At 61.0% G+C, this 24,581-nt stretch carries 25 protein-coding genes; all 25 read right to left on the bottom strand.

Features of this window, described 5'->3' with window-relative positions; genetic code table 11:
• Positions 1-2,253 (bottom strand): chemotaxis protein CheA, encoded by a 2,253-nt coding sequence (locus LOY50_RS07915; RefSeq protein WP_258690587.1) that lies wholly within the window; start codon positions 2,251-2,253, stop codon positions 1-3.
• 30 nt (positions 2,254-2,283) lie between these two features.
• Positions 2,284-3,069: a protein phosphatase CheZ gene (locus tag LOY50_RS07910; RefSeq protein ID WP_214510745.1), complete on the bottom strand. Its 786-nt coding sequence runs from the start codon at positions 3,067-3,069 to the stop codon at positions 2,284-2,286.
• A gap of 18 nt (positions 3,070-3,087) precedes the next feature.
• Positions 3,088-3,459 (bottom strand): chemotaxis response regulator CheY, encoded by a 372-nt coding sequence (locus LOY50_RS07905; RefSeq protein WP_003199125.1) that lies wholly within the window; start codon positions 3,457-3,459, stop codon positions 3,088-3,090.
• Between the two features lie 167 nt (positions 3,460-3,626).
• Complete coding sequence (fliA, locus tag LOY50_RS07900; RefSeq protein ID WP_014337177.1) at positions 3,627-4,370, bottom strand: RNA polymerase sigma factor FliA; 744 nt, start codon at positions 4,368-4,370, stop codon at positions 3,627-3,629.
• Positions 4,367-5,197, bottom strand: coding sequence for a flagellar synthesis regulator FleN (gene fleN / locus LOY50_RS07895; RefSeq protein WP_003184001.1), 831 nt, complete (start codon positions 5,195-5,197; stop codon positions 4,367-4,369). The genes fliA and fleN overlap by 4 nt, the downstream gene beginning before the upstream one ends.
• Before the next feature lie 116 nt (positions 5,198-5,313).
• Complete coding sequence (gene flhF / locus LOY50_RS07890) at positions 5,314-6,663, bottom strand: flagellar biosynthesis protein FlhF (RefSeq protein WP_258690586.1); 1,350 nt, start codon at positions 6,661-6,663, stop codon at positions 5,314-5,316.
• Positions 6,664-6,674: 11 nt separating this feature from the next.
• Positions 6,675-8,804: a flagellar biosynthesis protein FlhA gene (gene flhA, locus LOY50_RS07885; RefSeq protein ID WP_253472439.1), complete on the bottom strand. Its 2,130-nt coding sequence runs from the start codon at positions 8,802-8,804 to the stop codon at positions 6,675-6,677.
• Positions 8,805-9,036: 232 nt separating this feature from the next.
• Entirely contained in the window at positions 9,037-10,173 is a 1,137-nt protein-coding gene (gene flhB, locus LOY50_RS07880; RefSeq protein WP_253472437.1) for a flagellar biosynthesis protein FlhB, read from the bottom strand.
• A gap of 3 nt (positions 10,174-10,176) precedes the next feature.
• Positions 10,177-10,959, bottom strand: a complete 783-nt coding sequence (fliR, locus tag LOY50_RS07875; RefSeq protein ID WP_214510742.1) for a flagellar biosynthetic protein FliR — start codon at positions 10,957-10,959, stop codon at positions 10,177-10,179.
• A 4-nt stretch (positions 10,960-10,963) separates the two neighbouring features.
• A complete protein-coding gene (gene fliQ, locus LOY50_RS07870; RefSeq protein WP_003199113.1) occupies positions 10,964-11,233 on the bottom strand; it encodes a flagellar biosynthesis protein FliQ in 270 nt (89 codons plus the stop codon).
• Positions 11,234-11,256: 23 nt separating this feature from the next.
• Positions 11,257-12,006, bottom strand: coding sequence for a flagellar type III secretion system pore protein FliP (gene fliP / locus LOY50_RS07865; protein WP_253472435.1), 750 nt, complete (start codon positions 12,004-12,006; stop codon positions 11,257-11,259).
• Complete coding sequence (gene fliO, locus LOY50_RS07860; protein WP_253472433.1) at positions 12,006-12,443, bottom strand: flagellar biosynthetic protein FliO; 438 nt, start codon at positions 12,441-12,443, stop codon at positions 12,006-12,008. The genes fliP and fliO overlap by 1 nt, the downstream gene beginning before the upstream one ends.
• Positions 12,444-12,902, bottom strand: a complete 459-nt coding sequence (gene fliN, locus LOY50_RS07855) for a flagellar motor switch protein FliN (protein ID WP_003199107.1) — start codon at positions 12,900-12,902, stop codon at positions 12,444-12,446.
• 71 nt (positions 12,903-12,973) lie between these two features.
• A complete protein-coding gene (gene fliM / locus LOY50_RS07850; RefSeq protein WP_018611773.1) occupies positions 12,974-13,942 on the bottom strand; it encodes a flagellar motor switch protein FliM in 969 nt (322 codons plus the stop codon).
• A gap of 9 nt (positions 13,943-13,951) precedes the next feature.
• Positions 13,952-14,455 carry a flagellar basal body-associated protein FliL gene (gene fliL / locus LOY50_RS07845; RefSeq protein WP_212797040.1) on the bottom strand — a complete coding sequence of 168 codons (504 nt, stop codon included), beginning with the start codon at positions 14,453-14,455 and terminating at the stop codon, positions 13,952-13,954.
• 230 nt (positions 14,456-14,685) lie between these two features.
• Positions 14,686-16,059, bottom strand: coding sequence for a flagellar hook-length control protein FliK (locus tag LOY50_RS07840; protein ID WP_258690585.1), 1,374 nt, complete (start codon positions 16,057-16,059; stop codon positions 14,686-14,688).
• 88 nt (positions 16,060-16,147) lie between these two features.
• A complete protein-coding gene (locus LOY50_RS07835; RefSeq protein WP_253472429.1) occupies positions 16,148-16,492 on the bottom strand; it encodes an Hpt domain-containing protein in 345 nt (114 codons plus the stop codon).
• Between the two features lie 31 nt (positions 16,493-16,523).
• Positions 16,524-18,230, bottom strand: a complete 1,707-nt coding sequence (locus LOY50_RS07830; RefSeq protein ID WP_258690584.1) for a SpoIIE family protein phosphatase — start codon at positions 18,228-18,230, stop codon at positions 16,524-16,526.
• Between the two features lie 5 nt (positions 18,231-18,235).
• Complete coding sequence (locus LOY50_RS07825) at positions 18,236-18,541, bottom strand: STAS domain-containing protein (RefSeq protein WP_214510738.1); 306 nt, start codon at positions 18,539-18,541, stop codon at positions 18,236-18,238.
• A gap of 102 nt (positions 18,542-18,643) precedes the next feature.
• A complete protein-coding gene (gene fliJ, locus LOY50_RS07820; RefSeq protein ID WP_003199091.1) occupies positions 18,644-19,093 on the bottom strand; it encodes a flagellar export protein FliJ in 450 nt (149 codons plus the stop codon).
• A 6-nt stretch (positions 19,094-19,099) separates the two neighbouring features.
• On the bottom strand, positions 19,100-20,458 hold the full coding sequence (gene fliI, locus LOY50_RS07815; RefSeq protein WP_063322402.1) for a flagellar protein export ATPase FliI: 1,359 nt from the start codon (positions 20,456-20,458) through the stop codon (positions 19,100-19,102).
• Positions 20,448-21,293: a flagellar assembly protein FliH gene (gene fliH / locus LOY50_RS07810; RefSeq protein WP_258690583.1), complete on the bottom strand. Its 846-nt coding sequence runs from the start codon at positions 21,291-21,293 to the stop codon at positions 20,448-20,450. The genes fliI and fliH overlap by 11 nt, the downstream gene beginning before the upstream one ends.
• 7 nt (positions 21,294-21,300) lie before the next feature.
• Positions 21,301-22,320, bottom strand: a complete 1,020-nt coding sequence (fliG, locus tag LOY50_RS07805) for a flagellar motor switch protein FliG (protein ID WP_018611787.1) — start codon at positions 22,318-22,320, stop codon at positions 21,301-21,303.
• A complete protein-coding gene (gene fliF, locus LOY50_RS07800; protein WP_253472420.1) occupies positions 22,313-24,097 on the bottom strand; it encodes a flagellar basal-body MS-ring/collar protein FliF in 1,785 nt (594 codons plus the stop codon). The genes fliG and fliF overlap by 8 nt, the downstream gene beginning before the upstream one ends.
• A 15-nt stretch (positions 24,098-24,112) precedes the next feature.
• The gene (fliE, locus tag LOY50_RS07795) at positions 24,113-24,439 is read right to left on the bottom strand and encodes a flagellar hook-basal body complex protein FliE (protein ID WP_003199082.1); all 327 of its coding nucleotides are present in this window, start codon (positions 24,437-24,439) and stop codon (positions 24,113-24,115) included.
• Positions 24,440-24,581: the final 142 nt, after the last annotated feature.

Raw genomic sequence — 24,581 nt, 5'->3', positions numbered from 1 at the left:
TCAAATACGCCGGGCGGCGTAACGCTTGAGCATGCTTGGCACATCGAGAATCAACGCGATGCGGCCGTCGCCGGTGATGGTGGCGCCGGACATGCCCGGGGTGCCCTGGAGCATCTTGCCCAACGGCTTGATGACCACTTCTTCCTGGCCCACCAACTGGTCGACGACGAAGCCGATCCGCTGGGTGCCCACCGAAAGGATCACCACATGGCCCTCGCCCTGCTCCACATGAGCGGCGGAGCTGACCAACCAGCGCTTGAGGTAGAACAGTGGCAGTGCCTTGTCCCGTACGATCACCACTTCCTGGCCGTCCACCACGTTGGTGCGCGACAGGTCGAGGTGGAAGATTTCGTTGACGTTGACCAGCGGGAAGGCGAAGGCCTGGTTGCCCAGCATCACCATCAGGGTCGGCATGATCGCCAGGGTCAGCGGGACCTTGATGACGATCTTCGAGCCTTGGCCCTTGGTCGAGTAGATATTGATCGAACCGTTGAGCTGGGAAATCTTGGTTTTCACCACGTCCATGCCCACGCCACGGCCCGACACGTCGGAAATCTCGGTCTTGGTCGAGAAACCCGGGGCGAAGATCAGGTTGTAGCACTCGGTGTCGCTCAGGCGGTCAGCGGCATCCTTGTCCATCACACCGCGTTTCACCGCGATGGAACGCAGCACGTTCGGATCCATGCCTTTGCCGTCGTCGGAGATCGACAGCAGGATGTGGTCGCCTTCCTGCTCGGCGGCCAGGATCACCTTGCCGCTGCGGACCTTGCCCGAGGCTTCGCGTTCTTCCGGCGACTCGATGCCATGATCGACCGCGTTGCGCACCAAGTGGACCAGCGGGTCGGCCAGGGCCTCGACAAGGTTCTTGTCGAGGTCGGTTTCTTCACCCACCAGTTCCAGATTGATTTCTTTCTTGAGCTGGCGAGCCAGGTCGCGAACCAGGCGCGGGAAGCGTCCGAAAACTTTCTTGATCGGCTGCATCCGGGTCTTCATGACCGCGGTCTGCAGGTCCGCCGTGACCACGTCGAGGTTCGACACGGCCTTGGACATGGCTTCGTCCTGGCTGTTGAGGCCCAGGCGCACCAGACGGTTACGCACCAGCACCAGTTCGCCGACCATGTTCATGATCTCGTCCAAGCGTGCGGTATCGACCCGAACGGTGGTCTCGGCTTCGCTGGCCGGTTTCTCGGGCGGCGGCGCCGCCGGAGCACGGGCTGGCGCCGGGGCGGCAGCGGCAGGCTTGGCTGGCTCGGCCTTCGGTTCCGGTGCCTTGGCAACGGGTTTGGGCGCAGCCTTGGCCACCGGTGCAGCCGCAGTGGCAGCAGGCGCAGCAGAAGCAGTACCCACTTCGCTGAACTTGCCCTTGCCATGAAGCTCATCGAGCAGTGATTCGAATTCGTTGTCGCTGATCAGGTCGCTACCCGCGGCAGCAGCGGCAGGCTTGGCCGGTGTCGGCGCCGAAGCGATGGCCGAATCCAGTGCCTCAACGGCAAAGGTACCCTTGCCATGCAACTGATCGAGCAAGGCTTCGAATTCGTCGTCGGTGATGTCCGAGCTGTCGCCCGCGGCTTTCGGCGCGGCGGGGGCCGCCGCCGGGACCACGGCATCAGCTGCGAACTGGCCCTTGCCATGGAGCTGGTCGAGCAGTGACTCGAACTCGGCATCGGTGATTTCATCGCTGGCAGCCCCACCGGCGGCTGGCGCAGCAGGTGCAACCTGAGCGACCGGCGCCTCGGCCTGAGCCTTGACGGTATTCAGGGAGTCCAGCAGTTGTTCGAATTCGTTATCGGTGATGTCCCCCGATTCCTCGGCGACCGGTTCTTCAACCGCAGCCTCGGCAACCGGAGCCACTTCGTCAGCCGACTGTGGCTCGGCCAGACGCGCCAGCGCAGCGAGCAGCTCGGGGGTGGCAGCGGTGATCGGCGAGCGCTCACGCACTTCGCTAAACATGCTATTGACCGCATCCAGCGCTTCAAGCACCACGTCCATCAGTTCCGAATCAACGCGACGCTCACCCTTGCGCAGGATGTCGAACACGTTTTCGGCAATGTGACAGCACTCCACCAGCTCGTTGAGCTGGAGGAAGCCGGCGCCTCCTTTTACAGTGTGGAAACCGCGAAAAATTGCATTGAGCAGATCCGCATCATCTGGTCGGCTTTCCAGCTCGACCAGCTGTTCGGACAGTTGCTCTAGAATCTCGCCGGCCTCAACCAGGAAATCCTGAAGGATCTCTTCATCGGCGCCGAAGCTCATTAATGGCTGCTCCTAAAACAGGGCTAAAACTCAGAATCCAAGGCTGGACAGCAAATCGTCCACATCGTCCTGACCGGACATAACGTCTTCTCTTTTATCGGCATGAATCTGCGGACCTTCACCCTGAGAGAGATGTTTTTGTGGATCTTTTTCAGCAAGCATCGCTTCACGGTCGTGTTCGATGCCTGCAAAGCGGTCGACCTGGCTGGCCATCAACACCAGTTTGAGCAGGTTGCTCTCCACTTCGGTGACCAGTTGGGTCACACGCTTGATCACTTGGCCGGTCAGGTCCTGATAGTCCTGAGCCAGCAGAATATCGTTGAGGTTACTGGCCACCGCGCGGTTCTCGGTGCTGCTGCGCGTCAGGAAACCGTCGACCCGACGGGCCAGCTCCCGAAACTCTTCGGCGCCGACTTCGCGCCGCATGAACCGACCCCAGTCGGTGCTCAAGGCCTGGGCTTCGTCGCTCAGGCCGTTGACCAGGGGCGTTGCGCTTTCCACCAGGTCCATGGTGCGGTTGGCCGCAGCCTCGGTCAGCTTGACCACATAACCCAGACGCTCGGTGGCGTCGGTGATCTGCGAGACTTCCTCGGCCTGCGGCATATTCGGGTCGATCTGGAAATTGACAATCGCGCTGTGCAATTCACGCGTGAGCTTGCCCACCTCCTGATACAGACCGCGGTCACGGGTCTGGTTGAGCTCATGGATCATTTGAACCGCATCGCTAAAGCGACCTTTTTCAAGGCTGTCGACCAGTTCGCGGGCATGTTTTTTCAGGGTCGATTCGAAATCACCCATTGAAGATTCGTTATCCATAGCTCCCCCGTGGCGCCGTTAACCGATGCGTTCGAAGATTTTTTCGATCTTCTCTTTCAACGCCTGGGCCGTGAAGGGTTTGACCACATAGCCGTTTACACCGGCCTGGGCCGCTTCGATGATCTGCTCGCGCTTGGCTTCGGCAGTGACCATCAGCACCGGAAGATGCTTGAGTTTTTCGTCGGCACGCACCTGGCGCAACAGGTCGATACCGGTCATGCCCGGCATGTTCCAGTCGGTGACCAGAAAATCGAAGTTGCCACTGTGCAACATCGGAAGCGCAGTGGTCCCGTCATCTGCTTCGGCCGTGTTGGTGAACCCAAGGTCACGCAACAGGTTTTTTATGATCCGCCGCATCGTTGAGAAGTCATCAACGATGAGGATTTTCATGTTCTTGTCCAATTCGACCTCCAAGCAGTCTTAAACGCGCCCAGCACCTGGACGCGCCATTTCAATCAATCCGGCACAACACTCGACAACGGTCTGGAGCACAACGGATGGAGACTGGTACAGCACCTGCCAGGCCAGCCTCGTTCGCAGTCTCCCCACACTGCCTGTCAGCGCGCTCGCCACTCCCCCAAACGCCCCCGCAAACGGGCCGCGCACTGGCTGTGTAACTGGCTGACCCGCGATTCGCTGACCCCCAGGACCTCACCGATTTCCTTGAGGTTCAGCTCTTCGTCGTAGTACAGCGCCAAGACCAGCCGCTCACGCTCCGGCAAATTGGCAATCGCATCCGCCAGCGCGCTCTGGAAACGTTCATCTTCCAGGTCACGCGACGGCTCCATGTGAGCACTCGCGTTATCCTCGTGCAGCCCTTCATGTTCGCCGTCCTGCAACAGGTCGTCGAAACTGAACAGGCGGCTGCCCAAGGTATCGTTCAAAATCCCGTAATAATCGTCGAGACTCAACTGGAGTTCGGCCGCAACCTCGTGATCTTTAGCGTCGCGCCCGGTTTTAGCTTCAATTGCCCGAATTGCATCACTGACCATGCGGGTATTGCGGTGTACCGAACGCGGAGCCCAATCGCCCTTGCGGACTTCATCGAGCATGGCCCCGCGAATGCGAATACCGGCATACGTCTCGAAACTCGCGCCCTTGCTCGCGTCGTATTTGTTCGACACTTCGAGCAGGCCGATCATGCCCGCCTGGATCAAGTCTTCGACCTGGACACTGGCCGGCAACCGCGCCAGCAAGTGATAGGCGATACGCTTGACCAGTGGCGCGTAACGCTCGATCAATTCGTATTGGGCGTCCCGTGCCGATTTTTTGTAGAGATGGTTGTAACCGCTGGCTGTCATAGCACGGGCCCTGCTGTTTGTTGCACAAGACGCTCGACGAAAAACTCCAGATGCCCGCGAGGGTTGGCCGGCAGCGGCCAGGTATCGACCTTCTGGGCGATTGCCTTGAACGCCAGCGCGCATTTGGAACGTGGAAAGGCTTCATAAACGGCACGTTGCTTCTGGACGGCCTTGCGTACGCTTTCGTCGTAAGGCACTGCGCCGACGTATTGCAGGGCGACATCCAGGAAACGATCCGTGACCTTTGTCAACTTGGCGAACAGGTTGCGTCCTTCCTGCGGGCTCTGGGCCATGTTGGCCAGGACGCGGAAGCGGTTCATGCCATAGTCGCGGTTAAGCAACTTGATCAGGGCATAGGCGTCGGTGATGGACGTCGGTTCGTCGCAGACCACCAGCAGCACTTCCTGGGCCGCGCGGACGAAACTGACGACCGAGTCACCAATACCGGCTGCGGTGTCGATCACCAGCACATCGAGATTGTCGCCGATGTCGCTGAAAGCCTGGATCAGGCCCGCGTGCTGGGCCGGGGTCAGGTGAACCATGCTCTGGGTGCCTGAGGCAGCCGGCACGATGCGAATCCCGCCCGGCCCCTGCAACAACACGTCACGCAGCTCACAGCGCCCTTCAATCACGTCCGCCAGCGTGCGTTTGGGTGTAAGCCCCAACAACACGTCGACGTTCGCCAGGCCCAGGTCGGCGTCCAGCAGCATGACCCGTCGGCCAAGCTCTGCCAGAGCCAGGGACAAGTTCACTGACACGTTAGTCTTCCCGACGCCACCTTTGCCGCCGGTCACCGCGATCACCTGTACGGGATGCATGCTGCCCATGTTCGTTCTTTACCTTGTCTTACTTAGACGGAGGCCACATTACTGGCTGCGCGTTCGCATACGGAACAATGCATGGCAGACCATCGATGTAGGTACAAAAAATATTCATGATAACCTCAGCCGACCTGCTTGGTCGGACTGTGGTAGATATCAGCGAACATATCAGCCATGGCTTCTTCGCTGGGTTCTTCCTGCATTTGCACACTCACGGCACGACTGACCAGTTGATGACGGCGCGGCAGATGCAAATCATCCGGGATCCGCGGCCCGTCGGTCAGGTAGGCCACCGGTAGTTCATGACCGATCGCCAGGCTCAACACCTCGCCCAGGCTTGCCGTTTCGTCCAGCTTAGTCAGGATGCAGCCGGCCAGCCCGCAGCGTTTGTAGCTGTGGTATGCGGCGGTTAGAACCTGTTTCTGGCTGGTGGTTGCCAACACGAGATAATTTTTTGACTTGATACCACGTCCGGCCAGGCTTTCGAGCTGCATGCGCAGGGCTGGATCGCTGGCTTGCAGGCCTGCGGTATCGATCAGCACGACGCGTTTGCGCAGCAGCGGCTCCAGCGCCTGGGCCAGGGACTGACCCGGATCCACATGGGTCACCGACACATTGAGGATCCGGCCGAGGGTCTTGAGCTGCTCCTGGGCACCGATGCGGAAACTGTCCATGCTCACCAGGGCAATGCTCTGGGCGCCGTACTTGAGTACATAACGGGCGGCGAGCTTGGCCAGGGTGGTGGTCTTGCCCATGCCGGCAGGACCGACCATGGCAATTACCCCGCCTTCTTCCAGCGGCTCGACTTCCGGGGTCGCGATCATCCGCGCCAGGTGCGCCAGCAACATGCGCCAGGCCTGGCGAGGCTCCTCGATACCATTGATCAGCGCCAGCAGGTCCCGGGACAACGGGCCGGACAGGCCGATGCGTTGCAGGCGACGCCACAGGTTGGCCTGGGCTGGACGGCTGCCTTGCAGCTGGTTCCAGGCCAGGGAGCCGAGCTGGACTTCCATCAGCTCGCGCAGGCTGTTGAGTTCAAAGCGCATCGAATCCAGGGCACGCGGATCGACACCCCGGGCAGGCGCTGCGGGCGCCCGCTCAGGACGACGCGGTTCGGCGTGGGCCTGCTCGATCAGCGGCTCGGCAGCGGTCAACGGCAGGCCGGCGGTCAGCGGCTGACCGGCGAACAATTGACGATTGGTGCCTGCCGCGCCCTCGCCTTCGCTGCTGCGCAGGCTCAGTTCGGCCTGGGCGCTGGCGATGCGCGATTGGGTCTTGCGCAGCTCATCTTCGAGTTCCATGTTCGGAACCCGTGGGGCCAGCGCAGACAGTTTGTAATCCAGGGCCGCCGTCAGCTCGACACCGCCGGCAATACGACGGTTGCCAATGATGGCTGCTTCAGCGCCCAGCTCGTCACGAACCAGTTTCATGGCCTGACGCATGTCGGCGGCGAAAAAACGCTTCACTTGCATAAACCACTACCTCAGCCGTTGGGCCCTACTGTCGCAACGATGGTCACTTGCTTGTTGTCCGGTATTTCCTGGTACGCCAGCACATGCAGCCCCGGGACCGCGAGGCGCCCGAATCGCGAGAGCATCGCGCGAATCGGACCGGCCACCAGCAGGATCACCGGTTGGCCTTGCATCTCTTGCCGCTGGGCTGCTTCGATCAGCGAACGCTGCAGCTTCTCGGCCATGCTTGGCTCCAGCAGAACACCCTCTTCCGAGCCTTGTCCTGCCTTCTGCAGACTATTGAGCAATATCTGTTCCAACCTTGGCTCCAAGGTGATCACAGGCAGCTCAGACTCAGTGCCTACAATGCTTTGGACGATTGCGCGGGACACTCCGACCCGAACCGCAGCCACCAGGGCGGCGGTATCTTGACTCTTGGAAGCGTTGTTGGCGATAGCCTCGGCAATACTGCGTATGTCGCGCACAGGCACCTGTTCGGCCAACAGCGCCTGCAGCACCTTGAGCAAATGCGACAACGAAACCACACCCGGCACCAGCTCTTCGGCCAGCTTCGGCGAGCCTTTGGCCAGTACTTGCAGGAGTTGCTGGACTTCTTCGTGACCAATCAGCTCGCTGGAGTGCTTGTACAGAATCTGGTTCAAGTGGGTCGCCACCACCGTACTGGCGTCCACCACGGTATAACCGAGGGACTGCGCCTGGGCCCGCTGGCTGATTTCGATCCACACCGCTTCCAGGCCGAAAGCCGGATCCTTGGCGGTGATGCCGTTGAGGCTGCCGTAGACCTGCCCCGGGTTGATCGCCAGCTCGCGGTCGGGGTAGATCTCGGCTTCGGCCAGGATCACTCCCATCAGCGTCAGGCGATAGGCGCTCGGCGCCAGGTCGAGGTTGTCGCGGATATGCACGGTCGGCATCAGGAAGCCCAGGTCCTGGGACAGCTTCTTGCGCACCCCCTTGATCCGTGCCAGCAACTGACCACCCTGGTTGCGGTCGACCAATGGAATCAGGCGGTAACCGACTTCCAGGCCGATCATGTCGATTGGCGTCACGTCATCCCAGCCCAGTTCCTTGGTTTCCATGGCGCGTGCCGGCGACGGCAGCAGTTCCTGCTGACGCTTGACCTCTTGCAGGGCCTGGACTTTCTGCACGTTCTGCTTCTTCCAGAACAGGTAGGCACCGCCTGCCGCCATGGCCGCCATGCTCAGGAAGGAAACATGGGGCATCCCCGGCACCAGGCCCATCACCGCCATCAGCCCAGCGGCAACCGCCAGGGCCTTGGGCGAGGCGAACATTTGCCGGCCGATCTGCTTGCCCATGTCTTCGGAGCCCGAAGCACGGGTTACCATGATCGCAGCCGCTGTAGATAACAACAGTGATGGCAATTGCGCCACCAAACCGTCACCAATGGTCAACAAGGCGTAGACCTTGCCGGCGTCGCCAAACGTCATGTTGTGCTGGAAGATACCGACGGCCATGCCGCCGATCAGGTTGATGAACAGAATCAGCAAACCGGCGATGGCGTCACCGCGTACGAATTTGCTGGCACCGTCCATGGAACCGTAGAACTCGGCTTCCTGGGCCACTTCCAGACGGCGCAGCTTGGCCTGGCTCTGATCGATCAGGCCGGCGTTGAGGTCGGCGTCGATCGCCATTTGCTTGCCGGGCATCGCATCGAGGGTAAAACGCGCGCTCACCTCGGAAATCCGCCCGGCACCCTTGGTCACCACGACGAAGTTGATGATCATCAAGATGGCGAAGACCACGATACCGACCACGTAGTTACCGCCGATCACCACCTCACCGAAGGCCTGGATCACCTTGCCGGCGGCGGCATGCCCGTCCTGGCCATGGAGCATGACCACCCGGGTGGATGCCACGTTCAGCGCCAGGCGCAACAACGTGGCCACCAGCAGGATGGTTGGGAATACAGCGAAATCCAGCGGCCGCAGGGCGTATACGCATACCAGCAGCACAACGATCGACAGGGCGATGTTGAACGTGAAGAACACGTCCAGCAGGAACGGCGGCACCGGCAGCATCATCATGGCGAGCATGACCAGCAGCAACAGCGGCACGCCCAGATTACCCCGGCTGAGGTCTACGACATTGCTGCGCGCGGCGCTGAATAACTGAGAGCGATCCACCAATATTCCCCGTTCCTGTGAAGCAAACTTTTGACGCCCGGAGGGGGCGCAGACGGGGTATTGCAAGAAGCCTTCCAACTTTTGTAGGCGGCTGAAATAGAGGGGTTGAAGGGACGCGAACCTGTGGGAGCGAGCTTGCTCGCGATAGCGACTTGTCAGTCACCCCCTTAGTCGACTGAACCAGCGCAATCGCGAGCAAGCTCGCTCCCACAGTTTTTTGTGCCAGCCCGACTCAGGAATCACGCCGCAAATCCGGCGGGATCGGCAGGTCCTTGAGCGGTTCGGGGCGCTTGCCCTTGCCGGCGCGGTGCTGGCGGATCTGGTAGACGTAGGCCAGCACCTGTGCCACGGCCAGGTACAGGCCGCCGGGGATTTCCTGGTCGAGTTCGGTGGAGTAGTAAATCGACCGTGCCAGTGCCGGGGACTCGAGCAGCATCACCTCATTGGCCACGGCGATCTCACGGATCTTCAGCGCCAGGAAGTCACTGCCCTTGGCCAGCAGCACGGGAGCGTTGCCTTTCTCGGGGTCGTACTTGAGCGCCACGGCATAGTGGGTCGGGTTGGTGATGACCACATCGGCGTCCGGGATCGCAGCCATCATCCGCCGCTGGGACACTTCGCGCTGCAACTGGCGAATCCGCTGCTTGACCTCCGGCTTGCCCTCCGAGTCCTTGTGCTCGTCGCGCACTTCCTGCTTGGTCATCATCAGCTTCTGCTTGCTCTGATACAGCTGGATCGGCACGTCGATGGCAGCGATCAGGATCAGGCCGCAGGCTATCCACAACGTGCTCCACCCCACCAACTGCACACTGTGGATGATGGCCTGCTCCAGCGGCTCGTGAGCGATGCGCAACAGATCGTCGATGTCGGACTGCAACACCGTCAGCGCGACAAACAGAACCAGCAGGAATTTCCCGAAAGCCTTGAGCAGTTCCATCAGCGCCGAGGTCGAAAACATGCGCTTAAGACCAGCGGCGGGGTTCATCCGACTGAATTTGGGGGCCAGGCTACCGGCGGCGAACAACCAGCCGCCCAGGGAAATCGGGCCGATAACAGCGGCCAGCAACAGGAAGATCAGAACCGGCTGTATCGCCAGAATCGCGATTTTGCCTGAGTGCAGCAGATACTGAGTCATGGACCCCGGCGTGAGCAGCACCTCACGGGGCAGCGAGAAATTCAGCCGCATGATTTCCAGCAGGTCCAGGGCCAACCCGCCACCATAGATCAGCAACCCACCCGCCCCGGCCAGCATCACCGCCAGCGTATTGAGTTCCTTGGAGCGGGCGGTCTCACCCTTTTCCCGGGATTCGCGCAGGCGCTTCTCCGTGGGGTCTTCTGTCTTGTCCTGGCCACTCTCGCTCTCGGCCATGGTTCAGCGTGCCTGTGCCATGTCGCGTAGCAGCTGCAAGGCCTCGGTGGCCAGCGGCCGATACTGGTTGAGGATATCCCCCAGGCTGATCCAGAAAATCACCATGCCCAGCGTGAGGATCAGCGGGAAACCAATGGAGAAAATGTTCAGTTGCGGCGCCGCCCGGGTCATCACGCCAAAGGCGATGTTGACCACCAGCAACGCGGTGATCGCGGGTAATACCAGCACCATCGCCGCACCGAGGACCCAACCGAGCTTGCCGGCGATTTCCCAGAAATGATTGACCAGCAACGCACTGCCCACCGGCATGGTGGTAAAACTCTCGGTCAAGACCTCGAACACCACCAGATGCCCGTTCATGGCGAGGAACAACAGGGTCACCAGCATCGTCAGGAACTGACCGATCACCGCCGTCGTCACGCCATTGGTGGGGTCGACCATGGACGCGAAGGCCATGCCCATCTGGATCGAAATGATTTGCCCGGCCACCACGAACGCCTGGAAGAACAGCTGCAGCGAGAACCCCATCAAGGTACCGATAAGGATCTGCTCGGCCACCAGCATCAGTGCGCTGAGGTCCAGCGCATGAACCGATGGCATCGGCGGCAGCCCGGGCGCGATGACCACCGTGATCGCCAGGGCGAAATACAGGCGCACGCGCCGGGGCACCAGGGTCGTGCCGAAGACCGGCATGCTCATGAGCACCGCGGTGACGCGAAACAGTGGCAGGACGAACGATGCCACCCAGGAACTGATCTGGGTGTCCGTCAGCGCGAGCATCGACATGAGGTCAGCCGATCAACTGCGGAATACTGCCGTACAACTGCAGGATGTATTCCATGAAGGTTTGCACCAGCCAGGGCCCGGCGACGATCAGCGTCACCAACATCACCAGCAGGCGCGGCAGGAAGCTCAAGGTCTGTTCGTTGATCTGGGTCGCGGCCTGGAACATCGCCACCAGCAACCCCACCAGCAGGCTGGGGATCACCAGGATGGCGACCATCGTGGTCGTCAGCCAGAGCGCTTCACGGAACAGGTCTACCGCTACTTCAGGCGTCATATCGCCCTCCCCGCACAAAAGGCCTAAACACCACCGAAACTGCCCGCCAGGGTACCGATGATCAGCGCCCAGCCATCCACCAGCACAAACAGCATGATCTTGAACGGCAGGGAAATGATCAGCGGAGAAAGCATCATCATGCCCATGGCCATCAGGATACTGGCGACCACCAGGTCAATGATCAGGAACGGGATGAAAATCATGAAGCCGATCTGGAACGCGGTCTTGAGCTCGGAGGTCACGAACGCCGGCACCAGGATGGTCAGCGGCGCCTGATCGGCACTGGGAATGTCGGTACGCTTGGACAGGCGCATGAACAGCTCCAGGTCGCTGCTGCGAGTCTGGGCCAGCATGAAGTCCTTGATCGGCACTTCAGCCTTGACCACGGCATCCTGGGCGGTGATTTTTTCTGCCAGGTAAGGTTGCAACGCATCCTGGTTCACCCGGTCGAACACCGGCGCCATGATGAACATGGTCAGGAACAGCGCCATGCCGGTGAGGATCTGGTTCGAGGGGGTCTGTTGCAGGCCCAGGGCTTGGCGCAGGATCGAAAAGACAATGATGATCCGGGTGAAGCTGGTCATCAGCATGACGAACGCCGGGATGAAACTCAGCGCGGTCATGATCAGCAGGATCTGCAGGCTGACCGAGTATTCCTGGGCCCCTTCGGCGTTGGTTCCGAGGGTGATCGCCGGGATCGACAGCGGATCGGCGGCGAATGCCAACGGTGCGGCCAGCATCAAGGCCAATGCCAACAGAATGCGCAACGGCATTACTTTTTATCCTTCTGGTCTTTACCTAACAGTTCCATGAGGCGCTGGGCAAATTCGGGGCTGGCCTGCTCGGCGGAGGGCACCTGCACCGGCTCCTTGAGGACGTGCAAGGCGGTGATGGTGCCCGGGCTCAAGCCCAGCAGGATCTGCTCGTTACCGACCTGCACCAGCACCAGCCGGTCGCGCGGCCCGAGCGCGCGGGTACCGACAATGTCGATGACCTGCCCCTTGCCAGCCGGCCCCGCCTGCTGCACACGCCGCAACAGCCAGGCGAGAAAGAAGATCAAGCCCAGCACCAGCAGCAAGCCGAGCACCAATTGCGCCAATTGCCCGGCGACACCACTGCCTGCTGCCGGCGCAGCGACGGCCGTGGCAACCGGTTCGGCCGCCAGCACACTCAATGGCAGCATCGCGGCTGCTGCGAAGAAAGCTTTCACTCAGCGCAACTTCTTGATGCGTTCGCTTGGGCTGATCACGTCCGTCAGGCGAATGCCGAACTTCTCGTTGACCACCACCACTTCGCCATGGGCGATCAAGGTGCCATTGACCAGTACATCGAGCGGCTCACCGGCCAGGCGGTCCAGTTCGATCACCGAGCCCTGGTTGAGCTGCAGCAGGTTGCGGATGTTGATGTCGGTGCTGCCCACTTCCATGGAGATCGACACCGGGATATCGAGAATCACATCCAGGTTCGGGCCATCGAGCGTCACCGGTTCATGACTCTTCGGCACGCTGCCAAACTCTTCCATCTGCAGGCGGCTGGACGCATGGGCGCCAGTGTCGGCCGCCAGCAAGGCGTCGATATCGGCTTGCCCGGCATCGCCGGTTTCTTCCAGGGCCGCAGCCCATTCGTCGGCCAGCGCCTGGTCATCCTGGGTATTCATATCGTCAGCCATCATGTGTCCTCGGCGGGCAAAAATTCAGTTAGAAGCAAAAACCGTTACAAACTTAAGGCGTTCGACACCGCTCAGCGGCGTTCGATCGGCTCGATCACCTGCAACGCCAGGTTGCCTTTGTGAGAGCCCATCTTGACCTTGAAGGCCGGCACGCCATTGGCGCGCATGATCATCTCTTCCGGCATCTCGACGGGGATGATGTCCCCCGGCTGCATGTGCAGGATGTCCCGCAGACGCAGTTGGCGCCGAGCGACGGTAGCGCCGACCGGCACGTCGACATCCAGCACGTCCTGGCGCAAAGCGTTGATCCAGCGCTCGTCCTGATCGTCGAGGTCCGACTGGAAACCGGCGTCGAGCATTTCACGCACTGGCTCAATCATCGAGTACGGCATGGTCACGTGCAGATCGCCGCCACCGCCATCGAGTTCGATGTGGAAGGTCGAGACCACAATGGCCTCGCTCGGGCCGACGATGTTGGCCATGGCCGGGTTCACTTCCGAGTTGATGTACTCGAAGTTCACTTCCATGATCGCCTGCCAGGCCTCCTTCAAGTCGACGAAGGCCTGCTCCAGTACCATGCGCACCACCCGCAGCTCGGTCGGGGTGAATTCACGACCTTCGATCTTGGCGTGACGACCGTCACCCCCGAAGAAGTTATCCACCAGCTTGAACACCAATTTGGCGTCAAGGATGAACAACGCGGTGCCACGCAACGGCTTGATCTTCACCAGGTTGAGGCTGGTGGGCACGTACAGCGAGTGCACGTACTCACCGAACTTCATCACCTGCACGCCACCGACGGCCACGTCGGCCGAACGGCGCAGCATGTTGAACATGCTGATGCGGGTGTAGCGGGCGAAACGTTCGTTGATCATTTCCAGGGTCGGCATGCGTCCGCGAACGATGCGATCCTGGCTGGTCAGGTCGTAGCTTTTGACGCTGCCCGGTTCAGCAGCGTTTTCGGTCTGTACCAGACCGTCGTCGACACCATGCAACAGCGCATCGATTTCGTCCTGGGACAGCAGGTCCTGCACGGCCATGTCGTGTTCCTACTGCAATACGAAGTTAGTGAAGAGCAACTGTTCGATCACCACTTTGCCAAGCTCTTTCTGAGCGACTTCCTGCACGCTGGCCGTGGCTTTCTGACGCAACATTTCCTGGCCGACCGGAGTGGCCAGGGTGTCGAAATTCTGTCCGGAAAACAGCATCACCAGGTTATTGCGGATCAGTGGCATATGCACCCGCAGCGCCTCCAGGTCAGCCTGGTTGCGACCCAACAGGGTAATGCTCACCTGCATGTAGCGCTGACGACCGTTCTGGGTGTAGTTGGCCACGAAGGCTGGCGCCATCGGTTCGAAAATCGCCGGCTGCTTGCCCACTGGCGCAGCTTCGGCCGCGACTGCCGGCTTGCTTTGGGCGCTGTGCATGAAATACCAGGTCGCGCCCACGGACACACCGATCGCCAGGAGCAACCCCACTACGATCACGATGATCAGCTTGAGTTTGCCTTTGGTTGCAGGGTCTTTTACAGCTGCTGCTTCACTCTTCGCCATGCCAATAATCCGTCACTAATCGGGGTTTTCACTGTTGCACGGCAAGGCAGGAGCAAGTGTTATGCCAGAAGTGGCAAGAGAGGAGATGGCGAGCCGGATGCAATCTTTGATCGCCCTAAAACCAATGTGGGAGCGAGCTTGCTCGCGATAGCGAAGGATCAGTTACCTGCAAGGTGACTGACAAGCCGCTATCGCGAGCAAGCTCGCTCCCACAGAGGGGGGGTGTGACATTAGGCGTAGTAGTCGACCGCGCTGCTGCCGATGACGCTGGTGGTACTGGTCGCCACTTCCGCGACGCTGGCCGGCAGGTGCTCATCCACCGAGTCCACTCGCCCACCGGACGACGTCGTGCGCCCGGCCTGGGCTTGCTGCTGGGCCTGCTGCCCCTGGTTCTGCGAGCCACGGGATTGATCGGACACGCTGACGTCGACCTGGCCCATGCCCTGCTGGGCAAAACTGTCCCGCAGGCGATGCAACTGGCCTTCGAGGGCTTCGCGAACGCCGGAGTGGGCGCTCATGAACGTGACCTGGGTCTGCTGGTCCGGAACCATGTTCACCCGGATATCCAGGCGTCCGAGTTCGGCGGGTTGCAGCTGGATGTCGGCCGCCTTGAGATTGACGCTGGACAGGTACATCACCCGGTTGACCACCTCTTCGGTCCAACCGCTCTGATTCATCGCGATAGGCTGGTTGACCGGCACCGCGTTGGCGGTCTTGGGCGTAGCAGCCTGGGTCAGTGCGGCCAGGCGGTTGGCGAAATCGTCCACGCGAGTATCACTGGAAGCGGCGTTCAGGTCCTTGAGGCCCTCGCTGATCAAGCCGCCGAATGCCTTGTCACCGCCCTGGCTGCCGGACTCGGTACTGTTCTGGTCGGCCTGCACGGTGAGCATGCTCGCCATGCCTGCGGCGAAGGTCTGCGCCGAAGTCGGCTCGCCGTCGAGCGACGCCGGGGCGGCAGTCTTGGATTGCGCCTGGCTGGTGGCGGAAACATGACCGCCCTGCTCCATGGCCAACCGCAAGGCGGGCAATGCGTCGAGCGGGTCGGCTTCAGGGTCAAAGGCTGGGTCGACCTCCGGGACCACCGCAGCCTGGGCTGGCGCGACCAGCGGGGTAACCGGTGCCTCGACGACCGTGGTGACCTGAACCTCGGTCGTGGCCACAGGCGCAGGTTCCGGTGCGATTGTCGCCACCGGCACCGTCATGTCGGGCAGCAATCCTGGATCAAGGCTCGGATCGACGGAGGCAGCATCCGCCACTGGCGTTTCAGCCGAGTCGGCGTTGTCGTCACTGGCGGTCTCATCGTCGGCGCTGGCCGGTTTGTCCGCGGGCAAGGGTTTGCCGCTATCGGCAACCGTCGGTTCCGAGGCGGCAGGGGTTTGGTTGCCGGTGTCTTTTTTGACGGTGTTGCTGGAGGCGTTGTCGCGCGCCGATTTCACTGGTGGCTCTGGGGCCGCAGCGGTCTTGACAGGCGCCTGCTTGGCGAAGACTTGAGCGAAGCTGGAGGCTCTATCCCCGAGATCCGGGGCCGCTGCCGGTGAATTGACGGCGGCCTTGGGCTTGGCCTGGACAGAGGCCTGAAGCAGTGTATTGGGGGTAACGGGCATAAAAAGGTCTCCGCTGCACTGGAATCATAGGTACAGTCGAGACTAGGCAATGCAAGGCACGGGCCAATGTCTGCCCGACCGTCAAATCTCAGCAGTGAAAGCCTGCGCGCTCTTCCCTGCAAAGCTTGCGAACATAAGCAAATTCGCTGTCGATTTCGTTGACCAGTTTCTCGATACCGCCCAATGACGGCTGTTTGGCACGCTGTTCCAGTTCGCCACACAGCTCGGCCAGGCGGATAGCGCCCATGTTGCTGCTGCTGCCCTTGAAGCTGTGGGCCGTGGCGCTCAGTTTTTCAGCGTCCCGTGCCTCATGCAGCACGCGCAAGCGAGCCTCCGAGTCATTGAGAAACGTATCCAGCAACTCCGGATACCCCTCCTCCATGACTTCCTTCAGCGTGCTGAGTACGTCGCGGTCCAGATGAATTTCGTTCACTTGTTCGCTCCCTGATCAAGAATGGCGCCGATTAGGCCGGAGCCTCCCAGAAAAACTCCACGCGCGCACTACGACCATCGTCTGACCAGCTGGCTTGGTGGCTCAACTGGCGTACCAGGCTCACGCCGCGCCCCGACAACCGATCAGTGTCCACAGGACGCGTCAGCACCCTGGCGACATCAAAACCCTCGCCACTGTCCTCGACCTCTATGGCCAGGCACCCACCCTCGCCGTTTGGCGAGACATGCAAGTGCACCCGCACATAGCCGTCGCTCAGCTCATCCAGGCGCGTATTGCGCTCTCTGTAATAGCGGGCAAAACCCACCGCGTCACGCTTGAGGCTGGAGTCGAGCCCCAGCACCCCATGATCCAGGGCATTGGAATACAGCTCCGACATGACGCTGTAAAGGGCGCCACTCTGTACCCTGAGCCCATGGACCTCAAGTAACAACTGCAGCAAATAGGGCATCGGATTGAAGCGTTTGAGCGTCTGCGCCCGGAACTCGAAGCTCACCGACCAATCCAGCGGGCTGGACTGGCCGCTATCGGAATAGACCGGTGGCGGCGGATTGAGTTGCGTCGGCGCGACCAGTCGCACCTCGACCATGCTGAAATCGTCACGGGCCTCACCGCGAAAATCCTGCAAGGCCTGCTGGATATCCTCAAAAAGACGGTCAGGTTCACGGTTGGCTGAAAATACCTGCTGCAACCGTTCCACGCCAAATGGCTGGTCGTCGCGGTCACTGGTCTCGATCACGCCATCGGACAACAGGAACACCCGGTCACCCAGCGACATGGTATGCACTTCGGTGCGGTCATCGAATAATTGAGGGGTGAGCACGCCCAACGGCAGGTGCCGCGCCGGCAATGGCGTACGCACGCCGCTGAGGCTGTCATGCAGGTATCCATCAGGCATGCCGCCGTTCCAGATCTCTACCGTGCAACGCTGGAAGCTCAGGCATAACAACGTCGCGCAACAGAACATGTCCACGGGCAGGATGCGCTTGAGCTTGGCATTCATCTCTCGCAGGATCTGCGCCAGGCCGTAGCCTTTGGCGGTCATCCCGTAGAACACTTCCGCCAGCGGCATCGCGCCGACCGCCGCCGGCAAACCGTGGCCGGTGAAATCCCCCAGCAGGACGTGCATGTCGCCGGCCGGATTGAACGCTGCCAGCAGCAGGTCACCGTTGAACAAGGCATAAGGCGATTGCAAGTAACGGATGTTCGGCGCGCTCAGGCAGCCGGAGTGGGCGATCTTGTCGAACACGGCCTTGGCGACCCGTTGCTCGTTGAGCAAATAGTCATGGTGCCGGGCAATCTGGTCGCGCTGCTCCACCACCGTGGCCTGCAATCGCCGCAAACGGTCCATGGCCTTGATCTTGGCCGCCAGGATCACTTGATTGTAGGGTTTGGCCAGGAAATCGTCGCCGCCCGCCTCCAGGCAACGGGCCAGGGCTTCGCTCTCAGTCAACGAGGTGAGAAAAATGATCGGGACCAACTGGTCCCCGGCCAACTGCTTGATTTTCTGCGCGGCTTCGAAGCCGTCCATCACCGGCATCATTGCGTCCATCAGCACCAGGTGCGGACGCTTTTGCAGATAGACGTCGACCGCTTCGGCGCCATCGGCCGCAGTGAGCACATGATGCCCCTGGCGACGGACGATGGTCGACAACAGCAGTCGATCAGCGGCACTGTCTTCGGCAATCAGGACCGTCAATGGCTCCGACGACGATTGCATGGCGATCAACTGATGTCGAACAGCTTGTCGAAATTGGAGATCGCAAGGATTTTCTTGACGTCGCTGCTGCTGTTGACGACCCGGATGTCCGACTCGTCGCCACCGGCATGATCGCGTAACAGCAAGAGCATGCCCAAGGCGGAACTGTCGAGATAGGTGGCCTTCTTCAAATCCACCACAATGGACTCGGGCTTGCTATTGAGTCTCTCGTAAGACTCGCGAAACTCCTGGTGCCGTCCGAAATCGAATCGACCTTCGATCGAAATCGTCAACTTCTTCCCATCTTGGGATACTTCTGTAACGACTGACATGTTCAGCTTCCCTGTCATGGACATACGTGTACAAGGTGTAGCATCAGGTAGAGGTCTGAGCAAGGTTTTGCCTCGATCATCCGACAAACTCCTGGCTTCTCATCAATAGGGATTCTGGCGCGGCAGGCGCTGGGACAATTCATCCAGCAGTTTCTGTTCACGCTTGTCTTCCAGTTGCCGCGCCTCATCAATATAGCGCTGCACCAGTTTACGCAACCCTTCGACCCGGGCAAACGCCTCTTGCCAGCTCTGGCGGGCCTTCTCCAGGTTGTTCTGGTGCCAGACCAGGCTCTGGCGCTGCTGGTCGATAGCGGTACCCAACTGCGCGAGGAATCCCTGGTAACCCAACAACCACTGCCCGGAAACCCCATGGGCGCCCCGGGCGATCCACTGCTCCTGGTATTCGAGTCGAAAGTTTTCGAGGTCTGCCAGCTTGCTTTCGGCGACTTTGACCTGGCCCTGGAAATACGCCAGGCGCTGGACGGCTGTCTTCTCGGCCTTTTCCGCCATATCCACCACCGGTGCCAGGCGTGCCGCACGACTCGTGGCCATGGCCGGTTACGTGCCTGAGACCGGGGCGAAAATAGTCTGCAAGTGCGCTTCGCTGGCGCCCATGCCGATGTTGTCGTTCAGGCTCTGGCGCAGGTAAACGGCCATGGACGGGTAAAGACTGATGGCGGTGTCGGTCTCGCGATCACCGCCGGGGACATAGGCGCCGACGCTGATCAGGTCGCGGCTTTGCTGGTAGCGCGACCAGTACTGCTTGAACTGCTGGGCCCGCTTCATGTGTTCGGCACTGATCACCGACGGCATGACCCGGCTGATGGACGCCTCGATGTCGATGGCCGGGTAATGCCCTTCTTCGGCCAGGCGCCTGGACAGCACGATGTGCCCGTCAAGTACGCCCCGGGCCGAGTCGGCAATGGGGTCCTGCTGGTCGTCGCCTTCGGACAGCACGGTATAGAACGCGGTGATGGAACCGCCGCCCTTTTCCGCATTGCCTGCGCGCTCCACCAGCTTCGGCAGCTTGGCGAATACCGAAGGCGGATAGCCCTTGGTGGCCGGCGGCTCGCCGATGGCCAGGGCGATTTCCCGCTGGGCCTGGGCGAAACGGGTCAGCGAATCCATCAGCAACAGGACATTCTTGCCCTTGTCGCGGAAGTACTCGGCAATGCGCGTGCAGTACATGGCTGCCCGCAGGCGCATCAATGGCGCATCGTCCGCAGGCGAAGCCACCACCACCGAACGCTTGAGCCCCTCCTCGCCGAGAATGTGCTCGATGAATTCCTTCACCTCACGACCCCGCTCGCCGATCAGCCCCACCACGATGATGTCGGCCTCGGTGAAGCGGGTCATCATGCCCAGCAGCACACTCTTGCCCACCCCGGTACCGGCAAACAGGCCCAGGCGCTGGCCGCGTCCGACCGTCAATAAACCGTTGATGCAGCGAATGCCCACGTCCAGCGGTACGCTGATGGGGTCGCGCTTGAGGGGGTTGATCGTCGGGCCGTCCATCGGCACCCAGTCTTCAGCCTTCATGCCGCCCTTGCCGTCCAGGGCTCGTCCGGCCCCGTCCAGCACGCGCCCGAGCATGCTCATGCCCATGGGCAGGCGACCGTTGTCGGCCAGGGGCACCACGCGCGCACCCGGGGCGATGCCAGCGACGCTGCCCACTGGCATCAAGAAGACCTTGCTGCCGGAGAAACCCATGACTTCGGCTTCGACTTGCACCGGGTGATAGCTGTCGTCGTTGATCACCATGCAACGGCTGCCCATGGCGGCACGAAGACCTTCGGCTTCGAGGGTCAGGCCGACCATGCGCAGCAGGCGGCCTTCCAGGATCGGTTGGCCGGCCAGCTCGCTGGCCTCGGCGTAGCTGCCCAGGCGCTTGCCGAAACTGGTTCGCTCAAGGCGCATCGCGGCTGTCCAATGCAGAAGCATCCAATTCAGGTACATCCAAGCCAGCATCGGCCGGCGCGGCATCAGCGCTGATCAGGGGTTCGTCCGGCAACTCCAGGCTCAGGTCGGGAGCGGCCGGATGCAGGGCCTGTTCGTGCAACTGGTCGAACAATTTGGCCATGATCTGGCTGATGCGGGTTTCAACGGTGGCGTCGATGCGGCTGTGTTCGGTTTCCACACGGCAACCGCCGGGCAGCAGCGAAGCATCCTCGACGATGCGCCAGGTTTCTTCATGGCGCTCGCGCAGGGCCTTGACCAGCTCGAAATCCTGGGGATTGATGTACAGCCGCACGTTGCCCACGCCCAATGGCAACAACTTGAGCGCTTCGCGCATGACATGTTCGATCTGGGTCGAATCGATGGCCAGTTCGCGCTGGATCACTTGCCGGGCGATGTGCTGCACCAGCCCCACCAGAGATTTCTCGATCTGGGTGTCCTGCTCGGCAATAGGGTCGAACAGGTTGAGCATCAGCGATTCCAAGGCACGGAGCTTGGCCGTCAACGCCACATCGGCTTCCTGGCGGACCTTGAGCGTGGTGCTGTGGAAGCCTTCCTTTTCACCCACGGCAAAGCCTTCGTTGTAGGCTTCCTGGCGAATGCCCTCGACTTCCTCGAGGGTCAGTGGCTGGACTTCTTCCAGCGGCACTTCCTCCGGCTCCGGCAGTTCTTCCGCCGGTTCCGGCTCAGGCTCGGGAACATGGGGGTCGAAGCTGGGCAGCGACCAGACGTCGAAACCACCGACGTCACGGGCGCGGATCAGGTCGCTGGGTGCTTCATCACTCTTGGCAGACATAACGACCTTAGATCATCTCTTCGCCGCCCTTGCCACCGAGAACAATCTCTCCGGCTTCGGCCATGCGGCGGGCGATGGTGAGGATTTCCTTCTGTGCGGTTTCCACATCGCTGACGCGTACCGGGCCCTTGGCCTCGAGATCGTCGCGCAACAGTTCGGCCGCCCGTTTGGACATGTTCTTGAAGATCTTTTCCTTGACGCCTTCGTCCGACCCCTTGAGGGCCAGTACCAGCACGTCGGACGACACTTCGCGCAACAGCGCCTGGATGCCACGATCGTCGACATCGGACAGGTTGTTGAACACGAACATGAGGTCTTCGATCTGACCGGACAGGTCTTCGTCGAACTCGCGGATCGAGTCCATCAACTGACCTTCGATCGAACTGTCGAGGAAGTTCATGATGTCCGCCGCGCGCTTGATGCCGCCCAGGGTGGTGCGCGCGGCATTGGAGTTGCCCGAGAACTGCTTCTCGAGAATCTGGTTCAATTCTTTCAGGGCCGCCGGCTGCACGGTGTTGAGCGAAGACACCCGCAGGATGATATCCAGGCGCACCTTGTGGTCGAAGTTGCCCAGCACTTCACCGGCCTGGTCCGGGTCGAGGTAAGCCACCACGATCGCCTGGATCTGCGGGTGCTCGTAACGGATCACGTCGGCAACCGCCCGCGGCTCCATCCACTTGAGGCTGTCCAGGCCGCTGGTGTTGCCGCCCAGCAGGATCCGGTCGATCAGGCCGTTGGCCTTGTCCTCGCCCAGTGCCTGGGTGAGCATCTTGCGCACGTAGTCGTCGGAACCGACGCCCAGGCTGGTCTGATCGCCGACGATGTCGACGAACTCACTCATCACCTGCTCGACCTGCTCACGGTGTACGTTGCCCATTTGTGCCATGGCTACGCCCACACGCTGGACCTCCTTGGGCCCCATGTGACGCAGCACCTGGGCAGCGTCGGTCGAACCCAGGGACAGCAGCAGGATCGCGGCTTTGTCGACCCGGGACAATTTGGCAACAGCGGCTCGATTATCACTCATCTGCGTTAATCCACTCTTTCACGACCTGGGCCACACGACCCGGATCTTCTGCCACCAGACTCTTGATGGCGTTCAACTGAGCGTCATAGCCTTCGCTCGGGCTTGGCAGCAGAATGCTCTGCGGCCCGCCGAGGCTGACGCGATCGTTGGCCAATTCGCCATCCAGGCCGCCCATGCCTCCCAGCTCGACATCACCAAAACCTGCCAACTGCTTGTTCTTGCCGCCACCGGTGATGTTGTTGAGCACCGGGCGCAGCACGCCAAACACCAGCACCAGGATAAACAGCACACCCAGTACTTGCTTGACCACATCCCAGAACCAGGGTTGCGAATAAAACGGAATATCGGCGACCACTTCACCGCGCTCCAGGGAGAACGGCACGTTGATCACGCTGACGCTGTCGCCGCGGCTGGCGTCGAAACCGACGGCGTCCTGCACCAGGCGAGTAAAGCGCGCCAATTCGTCGGCGCTCCATGGCGCACGACTGGTTTCGCCGTTGGCCGCGTTGACCTTGACCTGGTCGTCCACCACCACGGCGACCGACAGGCGAGTCAAACGGCCCTGCTGCTGCTTGGTGTGGCTGATGGAGCGGTCAAGCTCGAAGTTCTTGGTCGACTGCTGACGCTTGTCGGCCGGATACGGCGCCAGCATCGGCTGGCCGGTGGCCGGGTCCATGATCTGCTGGCCATTGGCATCGATCAGTGGCTGGCCTGGCTGCACCATGCCGGCGGCGGCCGTGGCGCCACCGGTGGTCTGCGGCGCGCTGGCCGGCGATGGCGGCTGGTTGCTCAGGGCACCCGGCACGCCTTGCGGACCATTGCTGGCGGTACGCTGTTCATTCACCGACTGTTCGCTGCGCAACGCCGGTTGGTCCGGGTTGAACTGCTCGGAAGTGGACTCGACGGCACTGAAGTCGACATCGGCCGACACTTCGGCTTTGTAGCGATCATTACCCAGGATCGGTTGCAGGATGTTGTGCACCCGCTGGGTCAGCATGCCTTCCATGCGACGGCTGTAATCGAATTGCTTGCCGGCCATGGTCAGTTCGGAGTTTTCCGCCTGATCGGACAGCAGATTGCCTTTCTGGTCGACCACAGTGATCTGCGATTTGCTCAGCTCAGGCACACTGGTCGCCACCAGGTTGATGATGGCAAGCACTTGGCCTGGCTCCAGGGAGCGGCCCGAATACAGCTCGACCAATATCGAAGCGCTGGGCTTGCGCTCATCGCGCACGAACACCGAGCTTTTCGGGATGGCCAGGTGCACACGGGCGCCCTTGACGTTGTTCAGGCTGGAAATGGTCCGCGCCAGCTCACCTTCCAGGCCGCGACGATAACGGGTCGCTTCCATGAATTGGCTGGTGCCCAGGCCCTGGTCCTTGTCGAGGATCTCGAAACCGATGTTGCCATCGGTAGGCGTCACGCCAGCCGCTGCGAGCTTGAGGCGCGCACGGGCAACGTCATCGGCCTTGACCAGCAACGCGCCGGAATTGGGTTCGACAGTGTAAGGAATGTCGGCGGAAGCCAGGGTTTCCATGACTTGCTTGGCGTCCATGCCCGCCAAGCTGCCATACAGCGGCCGGTAGTCCGGCTGCTGGGACCACAGCACCACGGCAAAACCAATCGCCACGCTGGCAGCCAGGCCGACCAACAGGCCCACCTGACGCAGCATGGTCATCTCGGAGAGATTTTCCAGGAAGGACAGACCGAACAGCGGCGGTTTGCCGTCTACCGGAGTGGCCTTGGCCGGAACGTTATCAACGGCTGCTTCTGCCATGACTCAATAATTTCCTTAAACCGGCATCTGCATGATGTCTTGATAGGCTTGAACCAGTTTGTTACGAACCTGGGTCAACGCCTGAAACGAGACACTGGCTTTCTGCGAGGAGATCATTACGTCCGTCAGGTCGACGCCACTTTTGCCAATCTCGAAAGCACTGGCCAACTGGTTCGATGCCTGCTGGGTATCGTTCACTTTATTGACGGCCTGACCGAGCATGTCGGAAAAGCTGCTGCCACCCACCTGGGGGACCGCGACCGATTTAGGCTGGGCCATTGCGTCCATTTGCATGGCCCGCATGTCCAACATCAACCGATTAAATTCAATACCTTGGCTCATGGTCTACTCTCTCTGGCGGCCCGCATTTTTTTGACACTTACTCAGCGGGTATTCAGGTATTAGCAACAAGGGTGCCAGCTCCATGGCGATGGAAAACAAATACGCGCACGAGCCCATGTGGGAGCGAGCTTGCTCGCGATGA

It is taken from the genome of Pseudomonas sp. B21-010, assembly GCF_024749325.1.
GTDB lineage: Bacteria > Pseudomonadota > Gammaproteobacteria > Pseudomonadales > Pseudomonadaceae > Aquipseudomonas > Aquipseudomonas kilonensis.
The sequence above is the reverse complement of the archived record's forward strand: the minus strand, read 5'-3'. Positions and strand labels throughout refer to the sequence as shown.